Origin of the sequence: Ruminococcus sp. Marseille-P328 (genome assembly GCF_964249465.1) — a bacterium.
Lineage (GTDB): Bacteria > Bacillota > Clostridia > Lachnospirales > Lachnospiraceae > Blautia_A > Blautia_A faecis.
This window is the reverse complement of the sequence record NZ_CAXUBQ010000005.1, coordinates 47,603-66,377: the sequence shown is the minus strand read 5'-3', so window position 1 is coordinate 66,377 and position 18,775 is coordinate 47,603. Positions and strand designations below refer to the sequence as shown.

Genomic DNA, 18,775 nt, shown 5'->3' with positions numbered 1-18,775 from the left:
TCTGTCCGGATTTTTTTGCATAATGGTATTTTACTATGAAAGTCCTGAATCGTGTTTGAAAAAGGCTTTCTGCAAGATGTGTGCATTTGATTATCAAGCACAGAAGGAAAAGAGGAATCAGTTATGAACTACGGAAACATTAAATCCTACGACATAGCAGACGGCACAGGCGTGCGTGTAAGCCTGTTCGTATCTGGCTGCAGGCACCACTGTAAGGGCTGTTTTAACGCACCTACGTGGGATTTTAACTACGGTAAGCCATTTACCCGGGAGACACAGGATAAGATTCTGGAGCTGCTTGCTCCTTCTTATATAGAGGGCTTCTCCTTACTTGGAGGAGAGCCATTTGAGCCAGAGAACCAGCCTGTGCTGGCAGAGCTTCTGGAAGAAATCAGACGTACCTTTCCGGATAAATCCATCTGGTGTTACAGTGGATATCTTTTTGACAAAGATATGGTTCCCGGAGGTAAGATCTACACTCCTTTTACAGACCGGATGCTCTCCTGCATCGACGTTCTGGTAGACGGAGAGTTTATTCAGGAATTAAAAAACCTCTCCCTCCAGTTCAGAGGGAGCAGCAATCAGCGAATTCTGCATTTAAAGGATGGTAAGCTTATTAAAGAAGGCCTGTGATACGGGTCTTCTTTTCTTATATCTGCATTCAAATAGTTGCATAAGTTTTTACATCTGGGTAATTGAAAATCCCCCTCCTGTCTAACAGGAGGGGGATTTTATTACACTTTATTTATTTTGCTTTCGCATATTTTGGTGTGCTGTAAGAAGAATAGATTGGAACACCTGCTTCGTTGTTTCCAACGGCGCGTACTTTGTAATAATACTTGGTTCCAGCTTTCTTGGAGCTCTTGTCAACATATTTCACTTTGGAGCCTTTTGTAATAGTTCCTACCAGTTTGTATCCGGAACCTTTCTTAGTGGAACGGTATACCTGATATCCGGTAGCTCCTGTTACTTTTTTCCAGCTGACAGTGATCTTGCCCTTTGTTGCTTTCGCTTTCGGACTGGTTGGCTTCGCGATCTGTGCTGTGGAAACCATAGCACTTGCAGATTTGCTTGCACCACTTGTGTATGTTGCGTCAGCAGAATCTTTGTACTCATAGGACTTGCCATTCTTGTAAGCAACTACATAATAGTAATATTTTACTCCTGCTTTCGGTCCTTTGTACTCTGTGCTTGTTGCACCATTATAGGTGTACTTGATCTCGCGATCTGTAATAGTCGTTTCCTTCAGTTCACTAACACATTTATATCCGCTGACTGTTGTGGAATCAGCAACATAATTCGGAACGGCTGCACTGGAACCGTAATTATAGCTGTAAGAATTGCTGTCTTTGTTATATCTGTTCCAGGAAGAGGTAGTTCTATATACACGATAGTAATCAGCACCTGCTACCGGATTCCATGTTACCGTAATGCTTCCATCTGCTTTGTTTGCAACCGCTTTTACATTGCCAGGAGTTGCTATAACAGGGATAACTGATGTTCTGATTTCATTGCTGTATTCCTGTCCTCTGTATGCACGTACACGATAGGTTGTTTCCGTATCTGCTGCCGGGAATGTAATGGAAGATGTGGAAGCTTTCAGTGTCTTATAGGTTTCCCATGCACCAGTCTCTTCATTTCTCTTCTCAACCAGATAACCCTTTCCGGCATATACCGGCTGCCAGCTTAACTTCACTTTACCGTTTGCATAAGAAATACTGTTAACAGTAGTCATCTCGAAGCTAAGATTTGCATATACACCCTCATCAATGTAATACTTGCTGTTTCCTACAGTCTTGTAAGCTCTTACAAAATAGTAATAATCCATACCGCTCTGAAGCTTCTTATCTGTATAACTGGAAGCCTTTGCACTTGTAGTCTTGATCAGTTTATACTTGGCAAAATTGTTGGCCATGCCAGCTGCTACAGTATCTCCAATAGAAGATCCTTCACATCTGTAAATCTCATATCCCTTAGCACCTTTGATCTTGGTCCAGGACAGTTTTACAGAAGTTGTGCTCTTAGGTGTTGCTTTCAGTTTCAGCGCACCGCCCCAAGTAGTAACCTTATTATAAGCCCATGCTCCATAAGTGGTCTTGCCTGTTTCGGAATCATAATAATATGGTCTTACTCTGTAAGTATAGGTGGTATCTGCTTTTAGTTTGGTGTTCTTATAAACGCTGTCTGTAGTTTTGGCAATTGTTTTATATTTCTTGCCATTCTTTCTCTGGATCTGATAGCCGGTAAGCCAGCCTTCTGATCCGCTTTCAGCGCTCATCCTTAAGGTAACAGTCTTTGCTGTGATAACATTTGTTACAGATATACTCGGCATACCAGCTTTAAATGATGCTGTATTTGTGTATGCACTGTATTTCTGTGCAAGTGTAGCTGCCTTATCATTTTTTACACGGGCACGCACATAATAGGTCTTGCCTGGTGTAAGTGATTCAAAGTAAAGTGTTGCCTTATTGTTCTCACCAGAAATACAATCTGTAACCTTGTAATCATTTACAAATTCAGGTGATTCGGAATACCAGAATTCTACATCTTCTTCTTTTCTTACAGTTCCGTCATAGGAGAATACATAACCATCCGGTGTTTTCTCAACCAGCTTCAGGTTACTGATCGCTGAAGTAGCTTTGGAAACATTGACAGCTACTACATTGGAAGGAGTACCATATTTCTTGTTTCCGCTCTTGTCTTTTACATAAGCGACAACTCTTACATAGGTTGCTCCTTCTTTTAATAAGGATTTACTCAATGTAAGTGCATCATCATCCTCATAGTACTCATCTTCATCTTCATCATAGTAACCACTGGAAGAAGCGGTTACCCAATCCTCTTCGGAAGGCTGTGCCTTATCTGTGTACTGGAGCTCATAAGAGTCGCCATCTTCCAGAACAGCATCAAAACGGAATTTGAAGCTGTTTGCAGATTCTTTATACATCTCTAAGCCAGTTACATTCTTAGGTGCCTTTTCTGCATCTGTAGTGAAGGAGACTGCTGCAGGTTTCAGTTTTGCAACCTCTTCCTCTTCCGGTCTGTCTGCACTGCTCACTGCACGAACATAATAGGTTTTTCCTGCTTCCAGATTACTGTTGTTTTTGCTGATCTTCAGTTTCGCGGAACCAGCTGAGCCATCATAATAGAAGCGGCTCCAGTCACTTGCCATAGTTGCAGTGGTAAATTCTGTGCCTGTTGCGATCTGATACCATACGCTGTCTAAATCAACCTTTGCACTGTATGTGAAATAATAGTACTCATCGTCAGCTTTTACATACTGAAGATCTGTGATCGGCTGAAGAGCATCTACTGTAAATGCAGCGGACGGTGCTGACCAGTCGCCTTCTACGGTCTTTGTGACTTTCTTTCCGTCTGTATCAACGGTATAAGTGCGTACTGCACGTACCTGGAAGGTATAGGATTCTCCAGGAGCCATTGCCTTGATCGGATCGCCATTCTCATCTCTTACACGGTCAAATGAAACCTTAGGATCTGTTGTATATGTATACAGATATTCATCTTCATCTTTAAGCTTTGACAGGGAAACACTTGGGAAATTACTGCGACCGACGCTGTAATAGGTCTTATCAACAGTTCCGTCATCCTTCAGAGAAGCTGAGCGCACGTATTCACGTCCGGCAGAATCTTTTACAAGGATTTCATAGCGGTTTACATTGTCAAGTGCATTCCAGCGCAGGGTTGGCTCACTGTCCTCTGTGTTTACGGTTACACCGGAAACAGCTGCAGGCTTCTCACTGGTACCTGCATCTGAAGCGGTTACTTTGTATGCAAATGCATTGGACCAGTCTCCGTATACTTCCTTGCCATCCTCTCCGATCTTAACGGCACGAACAGAAAGATTATAAGTCTTTCCATCTTCAAATGCATAAACAGGCTGACCGGTAGCCGGGTAAATAACAGGTTCCAGAACTCCGTCTACACTTGTATAAGTGTTATAATCAGAGTCATCAAATGAATATCTGGTGCCGCTTACTCTGGTATAACGGCCACTCTTCCGATCGGATGCCAGCGACTCAAAGTACTCACGTCCAGCTTCGTCTGTGATCTTAATCTCATAGCTGTCTGCATTCTTATCCGGATTCCAGCTGAGAACATAAGAAGAAGCTGTTACACCGGAGACTTTCTTCAGGCTTGTATCTACAGCTTTATAAGTTACTGTATAAGCGTCAGACCATTCACCTTCCTGCTTCTTGTTTGCACCATTCTCATATCTGTAATTAATTCCGCGGACACGGATGGTATAGGTTTTACCTCTTTCAAATTTGAACTCTCCGTAGGTTCTTCCTAAATAGAAGTTTGGATAGGAATAATTGGAATCTGTTGTAAAGGCAACTTTTCCATCTACTTCAACTTCGTACTGGGATACATATGTATTCTGGATACGGTTCCAGCTTACATATTCATATTCATCGTTGTATTTGAAATTACCGGTCTTCTCTGGTACAAGACTGCCGCTGTCATCTGCTTCTACAACCAGCTCATTGGACCAGTCGCCTACCTTCTTCTCGCCGCCGGAGCCTGTATATGCACGGACTTTAACGGTATATTTCTTGCCTTTCTGGAAAGCACCGATATATTTTCCGTCTGCATCAGAAGCGACTTCATAAAGACCTGTGGTGTCGTTCTTTTTAAGCAGATAACCGTAATTCTCATAGAAATTGAGCCAGTTACCTGAAGCAGTTACATAGGAGGGTTCCTTTGCTCCATATGCATAAGAATAATATTCATTTCCAGCTTCATCCTTAATGGAAACCTCGAGGTTCTGGTTCTCGCCGGATACCTGAATCTGATTCTTTCTTTCAGCTGCATAAATTGTCACACTCTTCGGCTCAGCGACCTTCTTTGCGTAGGTATAATCTACAGCGTCAGACCATTCACCATATGCAACAGTTCCATCTGCGCTGTTACGGTTTACGGCGCGAACGGAAACCTTGTATGTCTTGCCATTCTCAAGACCTGCAATATATCCGTCTTTACCGTCTGGTTTGTATACAAGGTTTCCTTCTGCGTCAACCTTGAACGGCCGCATGGTAAGATTTGTAAGACTATAGCTTAAGTTGACTGTGGACGGATAACCGGTCTCTGGCTCGCTTGCATTATAATTGTAGCGGTAAGTGTACTCTCCGTCTGTTACACGGATCTGGTATTCATCTGCCTTCTGGTCCGCATACCAGATAAGGACATTCTTATCCTCCTCATCAAATGCAACATGTCCAATCTTGCCAGGTGCCTCTGCATCAAAAGCAGCAACCTCATCGGTGCTTCCGCTCTCTTCTGCATCTGCAACTGCCTCACTGTCACCGAAGCCCTCCTCGGTAACAGCTGCCACTGCGGTTTCATCTCCGAAGCCATCTGCCTCTACAGCAGCTTCCTCTGTGATGTCCGCTTCCGCTGCCGGAGACTCAGATACGAAATCTCCTCCATCTGTAAAATCTGACGCCAGAAGTGGTGTCGGTGCGGAAGTTGCGGTCATTGCCGCTGCAATTGCAATGGCAACAGACTTATTGAGTGTTTTCAAATCTTTCTTCATACATTTCCCTCCATGAATTAAATTTATTGAAATTGATCAATAAGTAGTATGGGGAAATTATAGCGTATTACTCCGTTTTAGGCAAGCGTTTTGTGAATAATTTATGTATTTTGTGTAAATAAACACACATTACCAACACCCATTTGTATTTTTCTGATATTTTCTCTTTTTTCTGACAATTAAGTGTTTTCTTTACATTTTGACTATTTTAGTGTTTTTTCATATTCCGTCAAAATACTGTTCATTTCGTAGCGCTTTAACTGTCTGATCAGTTCTTCTGCATTAATATGAAGCCGCATATCTTCCAGGCTTTCTTTTATCTCAATGTCACGTTTCATAGTTGCCAGCTGTTCGCTTAAGTATACCATCTCTTTATTTGTTTTCAGTGCTTTCAGAGGGCTTCTGCCTATTCCAAGGTTTTCTTTCCAGAAAGTATTCAGTTCCTTTTCTTTCTTTGCCACGTCTTCGCAGTCCTCAATTGCTTCATAGATCGCGTCCAGGGTTTTATATTCTGCTACAAGCGGCGCTGCTGCTGAGGAAACGCCCTTACAGCCTGGAATTCCATCGCCTGGATCTCCAGTGATCGCCAGAAGCACAGGAATCTGTTCCGGATATACCCCTTCCTCAGAACAGACAATTTCCGGTGTATATTCAAATACATTAGAAGGGAGTTCCTCGTAAGCCTCTTTTCCAAACAGGCCATATGCATCCTTTAAATTCTCCAGCTTATCCTTCGTAACAACACGCCACATGCGGGTATATTCGCTTACCAGCTGAAAATAATCGTGATCCTTGGTAAGCACATAAGTCTGCAGATCCGGGCCCTGGAATTTCTCCACAAGAGATGCCGCATAATCGTCAGCCTCATAGTCCTGGCTCATAAATACCGGACAACCGATTGCTTTCAGAAGCTCTTCCATCTGGATAAACTGTTCTTTTAATGGCTGGGCAGTCTCCTTGCGATTGGCTTTGTAAAAATCGGCGCCAAGCTGGGTACGGCGGAAAGTATCTCTTGTCATGTCAAAGGTAAATGCCACGTATTCCGGCTTTACCTTCTTATAGACAGCCAGAAGGGTGCGAAGCATGGTGAACATGGCATTTGTGTATTTTCCATCGGAGGTGTGCAGGATTTCCGAATAGTGTCTCTCTTTTTCCTCGTCCGTCTTTGCGAAAAGGATAGATTTGGGAAGATTTCCGTAATAGGATGTAGACAGCATGGAGGAGCCGTCGATGATCAGAAATTTTGGCATGATTGTTCTCCTTCTATGATTATTTGACAGTCTCCTAACAAAGCGTTGATTTTTACACACTGTCAGGAAGTGTCTTTTCAATATCTGATATGATATCAGACCTGTAATTTTTCTCAATCTCTCTGTAAGTATACCATAAATTTATCTTATCTGAAAAATTTCCAAAAATTTTTTCAGATTTCGTGTTATTTCTTTCTCTGGTTTTCGTATATATAGTGAAGGGAGCAGAAAACAAAATTATTTCTGAATTCCCGCTTCTACGTAGAATGAGGAGGTACTCAATGAAAAAAATAATTTTAACCTTATCCGGCGTTCTTTTTGTGATCGTCACCGGATACTCGCTACTGATCTGCATGATGAACGGAATTCCGAATTTGGATCAGCCGGCTGCTGCCTTTTACCTGGCGAAAGCAATTCTGTTATCCTTTAGCCTTCCTCTGGTAACCTTAGGTCTCTTCGTACACTGTTTGCAGCTTAGACGAAAGCTTGATAAGAAGAACCAGTTGTTCCGGAATGCGATGAAGGAGCTGATAAAAAATCGCCAGACCAGCTGCAGGGATTCTGGAGATTCTGATTTCCAGAGCTTTAAAAATTCACTTACCTGTCTGTTCTGTGCCTTTGCAGAAGATTCCGGTCTCAGCGAAGAGGATCAGAAGGACTTGCTGGATTTTATTGACAAATTTTAAGTGAGGGACTTGCATGCTTTTAATCTGTATGAGCATAGCAGGAACAGTACCACTGATCATCTGTCTCCTGCTATTGCTTCTCCAAAGGAAAAAATTTTCATACCGGCTTGGCCGGAACCTGGTGTTTCTGAGTCTGGCGGGGTATTTGATACCGTTTCAGGTGGTTAAATATCTGATGCCGATGGATGTTTTGAGAAGAACAGATGCTCTTGCAAACATCTCTTATTACATCAATTTTGATGACAAAGGATCAATTTCTTATCACGGAATCTCATTATGGATGTCCGACTGGATTCTTATGATTGGATTATGCTGGCTATTTTTAATCTCAGGCTTCAGTATTTACGAAATCATAAAGTATCACCGGCTCACGCGAAAGCTGAAAAAGATTACTGAGAAAAGAACTTGTTTCTTACCTGGAATCGGGGATGTAGAATACCGTATTTCTCCCCTTATTGGTTCTCCTTATACTATAGGTTTCCTGAAGCCTTTCATTGTCGCGCCGGAGAGCCTTGAGGATTCCCGATTGTCAGAAATGATTTTGCGGCACGAATATTCACACCTGTGCTGCCATGACTCAGCTGTAAAGCTGCTCTGCCTGTTAGCCATTTGCCTTCATTTTTATAATCCGTTAACATTGCTTACGCTTCTGCTTTACACCAGCTTTTCCGAAAACATTGCAGATCAAGCCGCCACCGAAGGTTTCGCCACGGAGGAGAAAAAAGCCTACGCAGTCGCTCTCGTGAATCTTTCCGTAAGAAACAGGCAGGTTCCTGTAGTCTGGAAAAACAACTTATTGGGGGCCAAACATACAATGAAAAGGAGAGTGGAATTTATTATGAGGAAGAATAGGAAAACCAGTAAAATTGGTACTGCTGCTGCAATATTGGCATCTGTGTTTTTGAGTGGGACTACGGTGTTTGGGTATGCGCCGATGCAGACGACGGAAGCACCAGTATTTTCTCCAATTACTGAATCCTCTATTTCTTTTGAAGAAGTGAACACTTTAGATTCTCAGTTTTCAAACTCAGATATATATTTTGAAACAGAAGATCATTTTTCAGTTCCAGTTACTTCTTCCGATTTAGAAACACGTGCCCTTATATGCACACATGATTTTAAAGAGGGATACGCGGATAGACATTATCCCAAAAGTAATGGTGGTTGTGAAGTAAAACGCTATACTGCAAAAATTTGTCAAAAATGCAATCATCTTGTCATCATGGACTACGTAAGCACAACAACTTACGCCAAATGCCCACACAAATAATCGCCTGCACTAACTTTAATGGGAGGAAGTTAGCCCAGCCGAATTATTAAATCATTCACACTTACCCAATTATGTCATTTTCCATTATTATCTTTCGTGAAGCTCAGAGGGAACGGAAGCTAAAAACGAGCCAGGGAAGCGTTTCGCTTTCCCTGGCTCTTACCCGTTTCAGAAACATATTATAACATTTCTCTTCTTTCTTTCCATCACGCCGCTTTCCCGGTACCTTTCAGCTGTCCATGCACCGTCTGTCTCACAAACACAAAGCAGACCACCTGCAGCACAATGGTAATGAACCAGGAGGCCGGATAGGAAATAAACAAGGTGTACAGGCTTCTGTGCTGTGGGAATATCCAGAAGATCCACACAATTCTGGTACCAACCGTACCGATAATAGAAAGGATCATAGGCACACCGGAATGTCCCATTCCCCGGAGAGCGCCAGGAAAAAGATCCATGATTCCACATAAGAAATAGGGCACTGTGGTGATGGAAAGAATTTCCACACCGCATCGGATAACCTCCGGATCCTCTGTGTAAACCTTCAGGATCTCACCGCCACACATGTAAGAGCCGCATCCCAGCACAAGGGCGATCACAAAAGACAGGATTCCGCAGTCCAGCAGCACTCTGTCCATACGTTTATATTTCCCAACGCCATAATTCTGGCTGGTAAAGCTCATACAGGCCTGAGTGACCGCATTTACAGACGCATACAAAAATCCCAGAATATTATTCGCCGCCGTATAACCAGCCATGGCAGTGGAACCAAAGGAATTTACAGAAGACTGCAAAAGCGCATTGGAAATGTTAATAACCGTACTCTGCACTCCCGCCGGTATTCCCACCTGGAAAATCTGTACCAGATAAAATTTCTTCATGCACAATCTGGAAAACCGAAGCTGATAACTGCTGTCCGTCATATACAGACATCTAAGAACCAGAATACAGGAAATCAGCTGGGAAATAATGGTCGCAATGGCAACACCTGCAACACCCAGATGAAACACGATCACCAGAATCATATTCAGCACCGCGTTGGTCACACCAGCCACGACCAGGAACATCAGCGGACGCCTGGTATCCCCTACCGCACGCAGAATAGCTGCACCATAGTTATAAAGCATAAAAAACGGCATTCCCAGGAAATAAATCCTCATATACAAAGTGGACTGGTCAATCACATCCGCAGGGGTTCCCATAACCTCCAGTGCCCATCTTGAAAAAACAAGTCCTACAGCAGCCATCGCCACACCACTGACCAAGGCCAGTGTCACAGACGTATGTACCGTTTCCGACATCTCTTTTGCCTTACCTGCCGCATAGAATCTGGCAGCCAAAACATTAGCTCCCAGTGAAACACCAATAAAAAGATTGGTAAACACATTGATCAAAGCGGTAGTAGAACCAACTGCTGCTAGGGCCTGGCTGCCGGAAAACCGTCCCACCACAATAATATCCACAGCATTGAACATCAACTGCAGGATTCCGGAAACCATCAGCGGAATGGCAAAAGAAACCAGCTTGTCCATAATGGTTCCGTTACACATATCAATTTCGTACTTATTCTTACTCAACTCTATCGCTCCCTCATTCATATGCCAGCACCACCGGAAGCCCCTTCCGGTCTGCTGCCAGAGTATATAAAAAGCTCTGGCAGGTACTGGCGCACATCATCCTTTCTGTCCCCGAAGCCATTTTTCAAGGACAGAATAAATCACATTCATGTCAATAGGCTTAGTTACATAATCACTCATTCCACACTCTGCAGCCCGGCTCTCATCCTCCTGGAACACATTTGCGGTCATGGCGATCACCGGAATATTTTTCCAGTAATCGCTCTCTCCTGCACGGATATTTGCCGTAGCCTCATACCCATTCATCACCGGCATCTGAATATCCATGAAGATCAGTTCATAATAATTCTCCGGCCTGATTCCAAGAAGCTTGATCGCCTCCTGTCCATTCTCTGCCACATCCACGATCAGACCGGATTCGGACAAAAGCTCGTAAGCAATCTCCCGGTTCAGCTCATTGTCCTCCACCAGCATGATCCTGCGTCCCTTCAAAAAGCCCGGATCTTTTTTCTTCTCTTCACCAGCCTCTGCTGCCAGTAAGGCCTGATCAGCCTCCTTCTCTTCTTCCACAAGCTTCAGATCCAGCCGCACAAGAAAAGTCGTACCTTTCCCCTGAATGCTCTTTACCTCAATACTTCCACCCATCTGCGCAATGATAGACTTGGCAATAGAAAGTCCCAGTCCTGTTCCCTGGGTAGCATTTGTCATGCTGTTATCTTCGCGGGAAAAAGGCTCAAACAGCTTCTTCTGAAATTCTTCCGACATTCCGATTCCATTATCCTTCACCACAAAAAAATAGCTTGCTTTGCCCTCTGCAAAGCTATTGCCCTGGGTTACTTTTACCTGCACACATCCATGCTCAGGCGTATACTTCACTCCATTTGAAATCAAATTGATCAAAACCTGCCTGAGTCTTACCGGATCTGCCAACACATGATCGTCCCGGATTTCTTCTATATCCATATCAAAAATCTGGTGTTTGTCAACAGCTGCCTGACGGCATACTCCATCCACAATTTTCATGGTTTTGCTCAGGTACAGTGGTTCCTCATGAAGCGTCGTATCCCCACTCTCAATTTTCGACATATCCAGAACCTCATTGATCAGCTCCAGAAGGTGTCTGGAAGAATCATCGATCTTCTGAAGACAATCCAGAATACGCGCAGGATCGTTCAGATGATTCATGGCGATCTGGGTCATACCAAGTATTCCATTCATAGGAGTGCGGATGTCATGGGACATACTGCTGAGGAAAATGCTTTTTGCCTTGTTTGCCTCTTCTGCAGACTGATATGCCTCCTTCAGACTGTTCATCAGCTGTTCATTTCTGCTGTGGCTTTCCTGAACATCTGTCGCGATCACAGTCATCATGCCAGGCATAACATTTTCCTCGTCCAGGCAGATAAACTGGAACCGCACCCAGCGGTAAGCATCTTTTACCCTGATCCGGGCTTCACACTCATAGCTGCCCTCCTGCTCCAGAAATATATGGGAAAGCTCTGACAGTCTGATTTTCAGCCGTACTTTTTCCCAATCACCCGGTTCGCAGTTTGGCGCCAGATATTCTTTCAGGAAGTCTCCGTAATAACCGTCCGGAATCTTTTTATCCAGAAGTCTCTGGTTTCCGCGGTAGTATACCTTGTATTCGCCAGACATCATATCCACATACAAAATGATCAGAGAATTCCTTGCCAGTGCTCCAAGAAGCTGACGGCTCTCGTTTCCGCTTTTGTGAAGGAAATCGAGAATCGTATCTCCCTCTTCATCACTTTGCTTCCGGCTGCTGGCTTCCCAGTTTTCAATATCTGTGAACAACCTGCTTTCTTCTATTTCAGTTTGATCTACTGCCTTGCCATATACCGAATAACAGGTACGGATGCGTCCCGCTCCCAGCAGATATCTGAGATCTGCCTGCAGTTCTTTGTCCTCTTCCAGAAGCTCCACCAGCTCTGGACAATAAACAGAACCCTTTCCCCAGGAAAACTCCTCCGCTACCTGTTCCAGCTTCTTGGCATTCTTATAGCTTCGTCCCACAAAGTCAGTGGCTGCATCCAGACAATCGCTGATATGCAGTATTTCAATAAGAATACGCTCATTTGACCTGGTATTGTCAAAATCTGCCGGATATCCTATTTTTCCATCCCAGGATTTGTGATGTCCCAGAACAGCATCCCGATATTTGCGAAGAGCCGGAATCTCCTCGACGAATTTAGCCCCTTCACAGGGATGGCTGAGAATACCATTCTTTTCCCTTTGTGTCAGCTGCCGTGACTGCTTGTTCACAATAGATGCAAGTCTGATCATTCCAATATCCAGAAGCTGTGCAGACTGGGAAACATAGTCCAGAATGGTCTCCTGATTTTCCAGCACTTCCACCACGTTCTCATAACCAAAGGTTCCAATCAGAAGCTCCGGCCGCTTTTTCATCACTACATTCAGAATTCGCCTGGCAATCTGCTCCACCATTGCACTGTGCATGGCAGTGCCCTCATCCCGGCTTACCATGATCTGCATAAGAACCAGGGTGTTTATTTCATCTCCGGTAATATATTTCAACACATCCCTGAGAGAACGCCATACTACATCATTTACAAAGGTATCGTTTTCTGTCCTGGACAGCCTGCGAATAGCATGCACATAATTGGATACACAAAAATCACGGAGATCTGGTGCTCCGTGATATTCATCCGCATATTTCTCCAACAATTCCAAAATCGTCGGCAGATGGTTGATCGCAACCTGAAAATAGCGGCTGTCAGAAAAAGGCACTCCCTCCTGGCTGTCCAGATCGTCATGCTCCATACTGTGTTCACAGAATTTCCGGTAATCCTCCAGAAGCTCTGTGCAGGTTATCTTACCCTGATAGAACAGACAGGACTTATAATTACAGTATATTTCATCCAGCATTTCGTAGGGCTCCGGATTCTTCTCAAGCTCACGCTGATAATATTCTTCCAGAACCCGGGATGCTCTGGAAAGAAGCTCCGGATCAATCTCCCTCACGGTAAATCTCAGGACTGAATTTCCAAGAAGATCATAATTCAGTTCTTCGATCAGTTCATCAAAATCAAACCGCTCTCCGTCTAATTCCCGGACTTTCTCATCATTATAAAACTCCAGTGCCTCATCAATGTACTGCAAAAGCTCCCTGGACGTGTCCAGATTAAAGTTCATCAACACTATCGGAAAATTATAATAAGAAAAAAGGATTCGCTTCCTTACGTCAAAATCCTCGATTTCAAAATATCTGGAAGAAAGTGCCCGCAGTCTGTCAAAATACATGGCTCCTTTCTTTCCATCTTCATCGCTGAAGGGACGGTTATAAAAATTTCCCAGAAGATTCAGGGTCCAGATATAAGAGTCCAGATCATCACTTTTCTGAAAATATCCATCCAGAAGCTCCAGAATTTCCAGCATGGCAAGGTTATCCTCATAGCCCTCCTCATCGGCCATGCGGATCTGATGCAGAAATTCTCTCGCCAGTTCCTCGTTCAGGCTCGCCTCTCCGTCAAGGAAGGGGCGGATATACAGATTCAGAAGTGCCTCATTTTCAATGTAAAGCCGGCGCATCATTCTGGATTTGTTCTTCAGATTTTCGATCCACGCCTCCTGGTCTTCTGCCTTCAGCAGATTCTCCTGAATCTGATCTTCCGTCTTCAGATTTTCTTTGTATTTGGTGTAAAAATGAATAATATTTTCCCGCGTAATCATTCCGCCGCACCTCTTTTGGAAATACGCTCATGATTCCGGCTCTTGCACTGATACATTCTTTGATCCGCTTCCTTCACCAAATCTGCGATTTTTCCCTTTTTTTCCTCAAATGCCACAATGCCATAGGAAAAGCTGATGTTGCGGATTTCTCCGTTAATATCAAAATGAATCGGGCTCTTTTCCAGAATTTCGTTTAGCCGTTCCTGTATCTGCTCCGGCTCCAGTGCAGACAAAATAAGGAACTCATCTCCTGCATACCGGTACAGAAGATCCTGCCTGTCCATAGCACACTTCATATTCTCTGCAAAACACACCAGGTAACGGTCTCCGTTTTCATGGCCATAGCAGTCATTGATCAGCTTCAGATAATCCAGGTCAATAAATACAAGGCTGCCCTTCTTATAATTCTTCATAAAGCGCTTGCTGTTGTGGTCAAAAGCCGCACGGTTCAGACAGCCGGTAAGGGCATCCTTCTCCATGGACACCTTCAGGCGTTCAATCCGAAGCTCCTCACGGGTAAGGAGACGTACCATCTGGTCGTAATTCTCCTTCTCCTGCTCCAGAGACTCCAGATACATTCTCTCGAATTCCGGTATCTGTCTCCGAAGCTCTTCCCGGTCACTTCCGTATGCAGCCGTGCGCATAAGCTTATAAACCGGGCAGAAGCTTCCACTGAAATTTCTGGCATTCTTAATGTAATTGCCAATACGTATAATATCGTCCCAGCGTTCTTCCTCCGCCATTACCTGAAGGAACTCTCCGAAATAGCAGACGCAGAAGCTTAAGGTATCCCTGGCACCCTCCCCGGCTTCCATTTTCTTCATATAGCTGTTAAATTCTTCCGCAATGACCGCCTTGTCTTTTTGCTGGTAAAGGCGAAGATACAAGTCCGTAAATTCCTTCTGAAGCAGGAAAAAGGCTCTGCCATCTTCAGGAATCTCCCGTTCTGTAAGAATCGCCTGCATATCCACTGACGCCTGCTCTGCACCTGCAACATCTCCCATTCCCAGTTTCACGTAAACTTTGCTGTCATAATAGACCAGCTCATTTAAAGTATCCGAATTCCAGAAATTCACACTGCTGTCACAGGGATCCAGTCTGGAAATATCCATCATTTTCTCCAGATAAAAATCCGCCTCAAAAAACAGTCCACAGTCTGAAAAAGCGGCTACGATAGTGTTATAAACGGATTTCAGAGGGGATCTTAAGGTAAATCCGGAATTGGCATATTTCAGGCCATATTCTACAATCTTCGGGGGAAAACCAAGGCAGAAATAAAGTCTTACCAGGGCAAGATAAAGTCTGGATTTCTCCTTGGAACGCTCCATGTGAACTCCGGCCTCCCGGCAGATTTCGATCAGAGGATAAGCATATTCCCGAAAATTATAGGCAAAAATCCCATAACTTATATAATAGATTTCTTCTGTATAAACAGTAAAATCCGATATCTGCTTCAGCTCCTCCACACAGCGTGCCACATCCTCTTTTGTCCAGGTTCCTGTTTTTACTTTATTTTTTATTTCTTCAACTGTATACATACAAGTTTTATTCTCCTGCTTATTACTGTTGTTAATTCGACAAAAGACCCGGTGAGTTTAATAGATCACCCGGTCTCTTCCCTGTTCTTTGCCCATATAAAGTTTCGCATCCACATTTTTCAGCAAGGTGTCTATATTGGACTTGAAATCATTCTCCTCCACGCCAAACGTCATAGTAACCGGAATCCATTCTCCCCTCCAGTCAAACAGATCGTTGCCCAGCTTCATGCGAAAAGTGTTGAGCATAAGGCATACTTCGTCTCCGTTCATATCCGGGAAAAAGAAGATGAATTCTTCGCCTCCCCAGCGGCACAATTTGGCATGCTCACCCAATTCCCGGCTCATGTGCTGTGTGATCCATACCAGTACCGCATCTCCGCAGTCATGTCCCCAGTGGTCATTAATTCTCTTAAAGAAATCAATATCACCCATACCAATGGTAAACGCCATAACAGGCTCTTTCCTGCGCTTCTCCGTAATGTACTGTATCATCTGACGGCGGTTCCACAAACCTGTCAGCGGATCGGTCCCTGCCTGTTTCTTCAGCTGCTCATTATACAACACCAGCTTCTTCTCCGCAGATTCCACATTGGAGCTGAACATACTGCACGCTACAGCCATAAGCACAAACGTCACAATGGTATTTATGATCTGTAATACAACTGTAGCCGTTTCTGTCAGGGCAAAAACAGAAATATTTACCCTGCAGTACAAAAACAGACTGAATCGTACTGCAAACAGAACTACTGTATAGCTGATCTTATACACAAGAGAATTGTAGACAGCAAAATATACCAGTACCAGCATCTCAAACATCAGATGCTGAATACCGCAGTCCCATCCATAGAGAATAACAAACACAATCACCCATGCCAGCTGCAGACCACTGCAGACAAGCACACTGGTATGTACCTTCAACCGGTATGTTGCATAAAAAGCAGCAACCGACATTGCTGCGAAAATATATCCTGTCCAGACCTCTGTCTTCGGTCCCACAATGCAGAATACGAACGGAATGATCAGAAAATAAAGTCCCAGAATCAACAATATAATTCTGAGAAGGAACAATATACGCTGAGGCTCATTCTCATGAACTGCTTCTTTCCTCAACAATGCATTAAATTTCCTGCACAGCCCTTTAACCATTACAGGTGCCGCCTTTCCCACGAGTGTTCAATATAATAATATTGCACTATTTATCACAAAAATGCAACCTTTTTTGTAATTATTTATATTATTTGCGCTTTTTACTTTACGGTTCAATGGTAACGTTCCGCAAGGTGCTTTTTGCGAACAAAGTTCACAGGGAACCCGGGAATCTCAGCGCGAAATCATGCGAATGCATGATTTCTGCGCATCGCAAAGCGTGTTACTGGTCACGGAGTGACAGTAGCCTTTTTGCCAAATATTGCTTTTTATTCATAGTCAGGATTACAGAATCAAAAAATCTGATATATAAATCTTCGGCAGGTGCTTTAATCCTCCACTCTTGTTCCCATGTAATAGAAGCCTTTACAGGTATCCAGACGCACATTCACATACTTGCCAAGAAGATCCGGGGTTCCCGGAAAATGAACCAGCAGATTATACTGGGTTCTTCCTGTGAAAATACCCTTTTCCTTGCTCTCCGTCTCAACAAGAACTTCCTGAATCTCGCCCTGGAATCTGGAAGAGACTTCTCTTCCTTTCTCCTGAACCAGCTTCAGAAGGCGGTCAAAACGATCCTTCACCACATCCTCCGGAACCTGATCCTCCATCTTCGCCGCAGGAGTGCCGCTTCTCTTGGAATAGATAAAGGTAAATGCAGTATCAAAACCAGATTTCTCCACTACATCCAGAGTCTCCTGAAAGTCCTCCTCAGTCTCACCCGGGAAGCCTACAATAATATCTGTAGTCAGGGAAATATCCGGCACCGCTGTACGGATTTTCTCCACCAGTCCCAGATACTTCTCCTTATCATAATGCCGGTTCATGATCTTCAGGATACGGCTGCTGCCAGACTGCATAGGCAGATGCAGATGATGGCACACCTTCCTGCTCTTACTCATATATTCGATCAGCTCATCAGAAAGATCCTTCGGATGAGAAGTCATAAACCGGATTCTCTTCAGCCCCTCGATCTGCTCCACCTTCTCAAGAAGCTGTGCAAAAGTCACCGGATCCTTCAAAGTCTTTCCATAAGAGTTTACATTCTGTCCCAGAAGCATAACCTCTGTAACGCCATCCGCCACCAGAGCCTCTATCTCTTTCACAATCGCCTCCGGCTCACGGCTTCTTTCACGCCCTCTTACATAAGGTACAATGCAATAACTGCAGAAATTATTGCATCCAAACATAATATTCACGCCGGACTTAAAAGAATAATTACGCTCTGTAGGCAGCTCCTCCACGATCTTATCCGTACCCTCCCAGATATCGATCAGCTGGCTGTCACGATTCTCCATCTCATAAAACAGCTCTGCAAACTTAAAAATATTATGGGTTCCAAACACCAGATTGACAAATGGATAATCCTTCTGGATCTTATCCACAACCTGCTTCTCCTGCATCATACACCCAAACAAAGCAATCTTCATATCCGGATTAGACTTCTTCAGACTATGCAGCTTACCAAGGCGACCATACACCTTAAGATTGGCATTCTCACGAACCGTACAGGTATTATAAATCACAACATCCGCATCCTCTGTTTCCTGTCTCTTAAATCCAATCTCATCCATAATCCCTGCGACAACCTCAGACTGCTTCTCATTCATCTGACACCCAAACGTCTGCAGACAATAAGTAATCCGCCGTCCCAGCTCCCGCTCCCTCAAAGCCACCATCTCAGCCAGCTTCGCCATATAATAATACTGACGCTCTGTATCATCCTGAGGCGGTGTAATATTCGTATCTATCTTACTGAAATCAATTTCATTAAACATACTTTATTCCTTTCATAAAAAGACCCCTTGTCAAATCAAGGGGCTACTCCTGTCTATATCTAAATATTTTATCCTATTTACCCCCTTTTGTCCAGCAATTTATTTCCCCACACTAAGCACTATCCTGCACACAACCTTTTCATTTCCCGATCCATCCTACACCTTCCCACCTATACAATTATCCTCCCCCAGGCGCTGCCTGCAGCCGCCGTCCCTTCCCAGTAACCAGTGAGAGGAAGTGGGTGCCGTCTGGGGGCATTGCCGA

The 18,775-nt window shown here is 44.0% G+C and carries 10 protein-coding genes; 3 read left to right on the top strand and 7 right to left on the bottom strand.

Annotated elements, in window-relative coordinates:
• Positions 1–123 precede the first annotated feature (123 nt).
• Positions 124–633 carry an anaerobic ribonucleoside-triphosphate reductase activating protein gene (nrdG, locus tag ACESTK_RS05205; RefSeq protein WP_173717772.1) on the top strand — a complete coding sequence of 170 codons (510 nt, stop codon included), beginning with the start codon at positions 124–126 and terminating at the stop codon, positions 631–633.
• A gap of 112 nt (positions 634–745) precedes the next feature.
• On the opposite strand, the gene ACESTK_RS05200 is transcribed toward nrdG, so the two are convergent.
• Together ACESTK_RS05200 and ACESTK_RS05195 are read right to left on the bottom strand one after the other, a co-directional pair.
• Positions 746–5,554, bottom strand: a complete 4,809-nt coding sequence (locus tag ACESTK_RS05200; protein ID WP_373119013.1) for a hypothetical protein — start codon at positions 5,552–5,554, stop codon at positions 746–748.
• A 203-nt stretch (positions 5,555–5,757) separates the two neighbouring features.
• Complete coding sequence (locus ACESTK_RS05195; protein ID WP_195699199.1) at positions 5,758–6,804, bottom strand: 5'-3' exonuclease H3TH domain-containing protein; 1,047 nt, start codon at positions 6,802–6,804, stop codon at positions 5,758–5,760.
• A 281-nt stretch (positions 6,805–7,085) separates the two neighbouring features.
• Between ACESTK_RS05195 and ACESTK_RS05190 the strand changes: the two genes are divergently transcribed.
• Positions 7,086–7,490 (top strand): hypothetical protein, encoded by a 405-nt coding sequence (locus tag ACESTK_RS05190; RefSeq protein WP_195699200.1) that lies wholly within the window; start codon positions 7,086–7,088, stop codon positions 7,488–7,490.
• A 13-nt stretch (positions 7,491–7,503) separates the two neighbouring features.
• Positions 7,504–8,760 carry a M56 family metallopeptidase gene (locus ACESTK_RS05185; protein ID WP_373119009.1) on the top strand — a complete coding sequence of 419 codons (1,257 nt, stop codon included), beginning with the start codon at positions 7,504–7,506 and terminating at the stop codon, positions 8,758–8,760.
• Between the two features lie 206 nt (positions 8,761–8,966).
• Here the strand turns inward: ACESTK_RS05185 and ACESTK_RS05180 are convergent, their stop codons facing one another.
• The 5 genes from ACESTK_RS05180 to miaB all read right to left on the bottom strand — a co-directional run bounded on the left by ACESTK_RS05180 (position 8,967) and on the right by miaB (position 18,510).
• Positions 8,967–10,337, bottom strand: coding sequence for an MATE family efflux transporter (locus ACESTK_RS05180; RefSeq protein WP_330661434.1), 1,371 nt, complete (start codon positions 10,335–10,337; stop codon positions 8,967–8,969).
• A gap of 96 nt (positions 10,338–10,433) precedes the next feature.
• Positions 10,434–14,048 carry an ATP-binding protein gene (locus ACESTK_RS05175; protein WP_373119006.1) on the bottom strand — a complete coding sequence of 1,205 codons (3,615 nt, stop codon included), beginning with the start codon at positions 14,046–14,048 and terminating at the stop codon, positions 10,434–10,436.
• Positions 14,045–15,586 (bottom strand): GGDEF domain-containing protein, encoded by a 1,542-nt coding sequence (locus ACESTK_RS05170; RefSeq protein ID WP_373119003.1) that lies wholly within the window; start codon positions 15,584–15,586, stop codon positions 14,045–14,047. The genes ACESTK_RS05175 and ACESTK_RS05170 overlap by 4 nt, the downstream gene beginning before the upstream one ends.
• A 57-nt stretch (positions 15,587–15,643) precedes the next feature.
• Complete coding sequence (locus ACESTK_RS05165; protein WP_373119000.1) at positions 15,644–16,732, bottom strand: GGDEF domain-containing protein; 1,089 nt, start codon at positions 16,730–16,732, stop codon at positions 15,644–15,646.
• Positions 16,733–17,061: 329 nt separating this feature from the next.
• On the bottom strand, positions 17,062–18,510 hold the full coding sequence (miaB, locus tag ACESTK_RS05160; RefSeq protein ID WP_373118998.1) for a tRNA (N6-isopentenyl adenosine(37)-C2)-methylthiotransferase MiaB: 1,449 nt from the start codon (positions 18,508–18,510) through the stop codon (positions 17,062–17,064).
• Positions 18,511–18,775 lie beyond the last annotated feature (265 nt).

Excerpts from the sequence above, each read along its gene's own strand:
- nrdG (WP_173717772.1), top strand. The coding sequence starts at position 124 with ATGAACTACGGAAACATTAAATCCTACGACATAGCAGACGGCACAGGC.
- ACESTK_RS05200 (WP_373119013.1), bottom strand. The coding sequence starts at position 5,554 with ATGAAGAAAGATTTGAAAACACTCAATAAGTCTGTTGCCATTGCAATT.
- ACESTK_RS05195 (WP_195699199.1), bottom strand. The coding sequence starts at position 6,804 with ATGCCAAAATTTCTGATCATCGACGGCTCCTCCATGCTGTCTACATCC.
- ACESTK_RS05190 (WP_195699200.1), top strand. The coding sequence starts at position 7,086 with ATGAAAAAAATAATTTTAACCTTATCCGGCGTTCTTTTTGTGATCGTC.
- ACESTK_RS05185 (WP_373119009.1), top strand. The coding sequence starts at position 7,504 with ATGCTTTTAATCTGTATGAGCATAGCAGGAACAGTACCACTGATCATC.
- ACESTK_RS05175 (WP_373119006.1), bottom strand. The coding sequence starts at position 14,048 with ATGATTACGCGGGAAAATATTATTCATTTTTACACCAAATACAAAGAA.
- ACESTK_RS05170 (WP_373119003.1), bottom strand. The coding sequence starts at position 15,586 with ATGTATACAGTTGAAGAAATAAAAAATAAAGTAAAAACAGGAACCTGG.
- ACESTK_RS05165 (WP_373119000.1), bottom strand. The coding sequence starts at position 16,732 with ATGGTTAAAGGGCTGTGCAGGAAATTTAATGCATTGTTGAGGAAAGAA.
- miaB (WP_373118998.1), bottom strand. The coding sequence starts at position 18,510 with ATGTTTAATGAAATTGATTTCAGTAAGATAGATACGAATATTACACCG.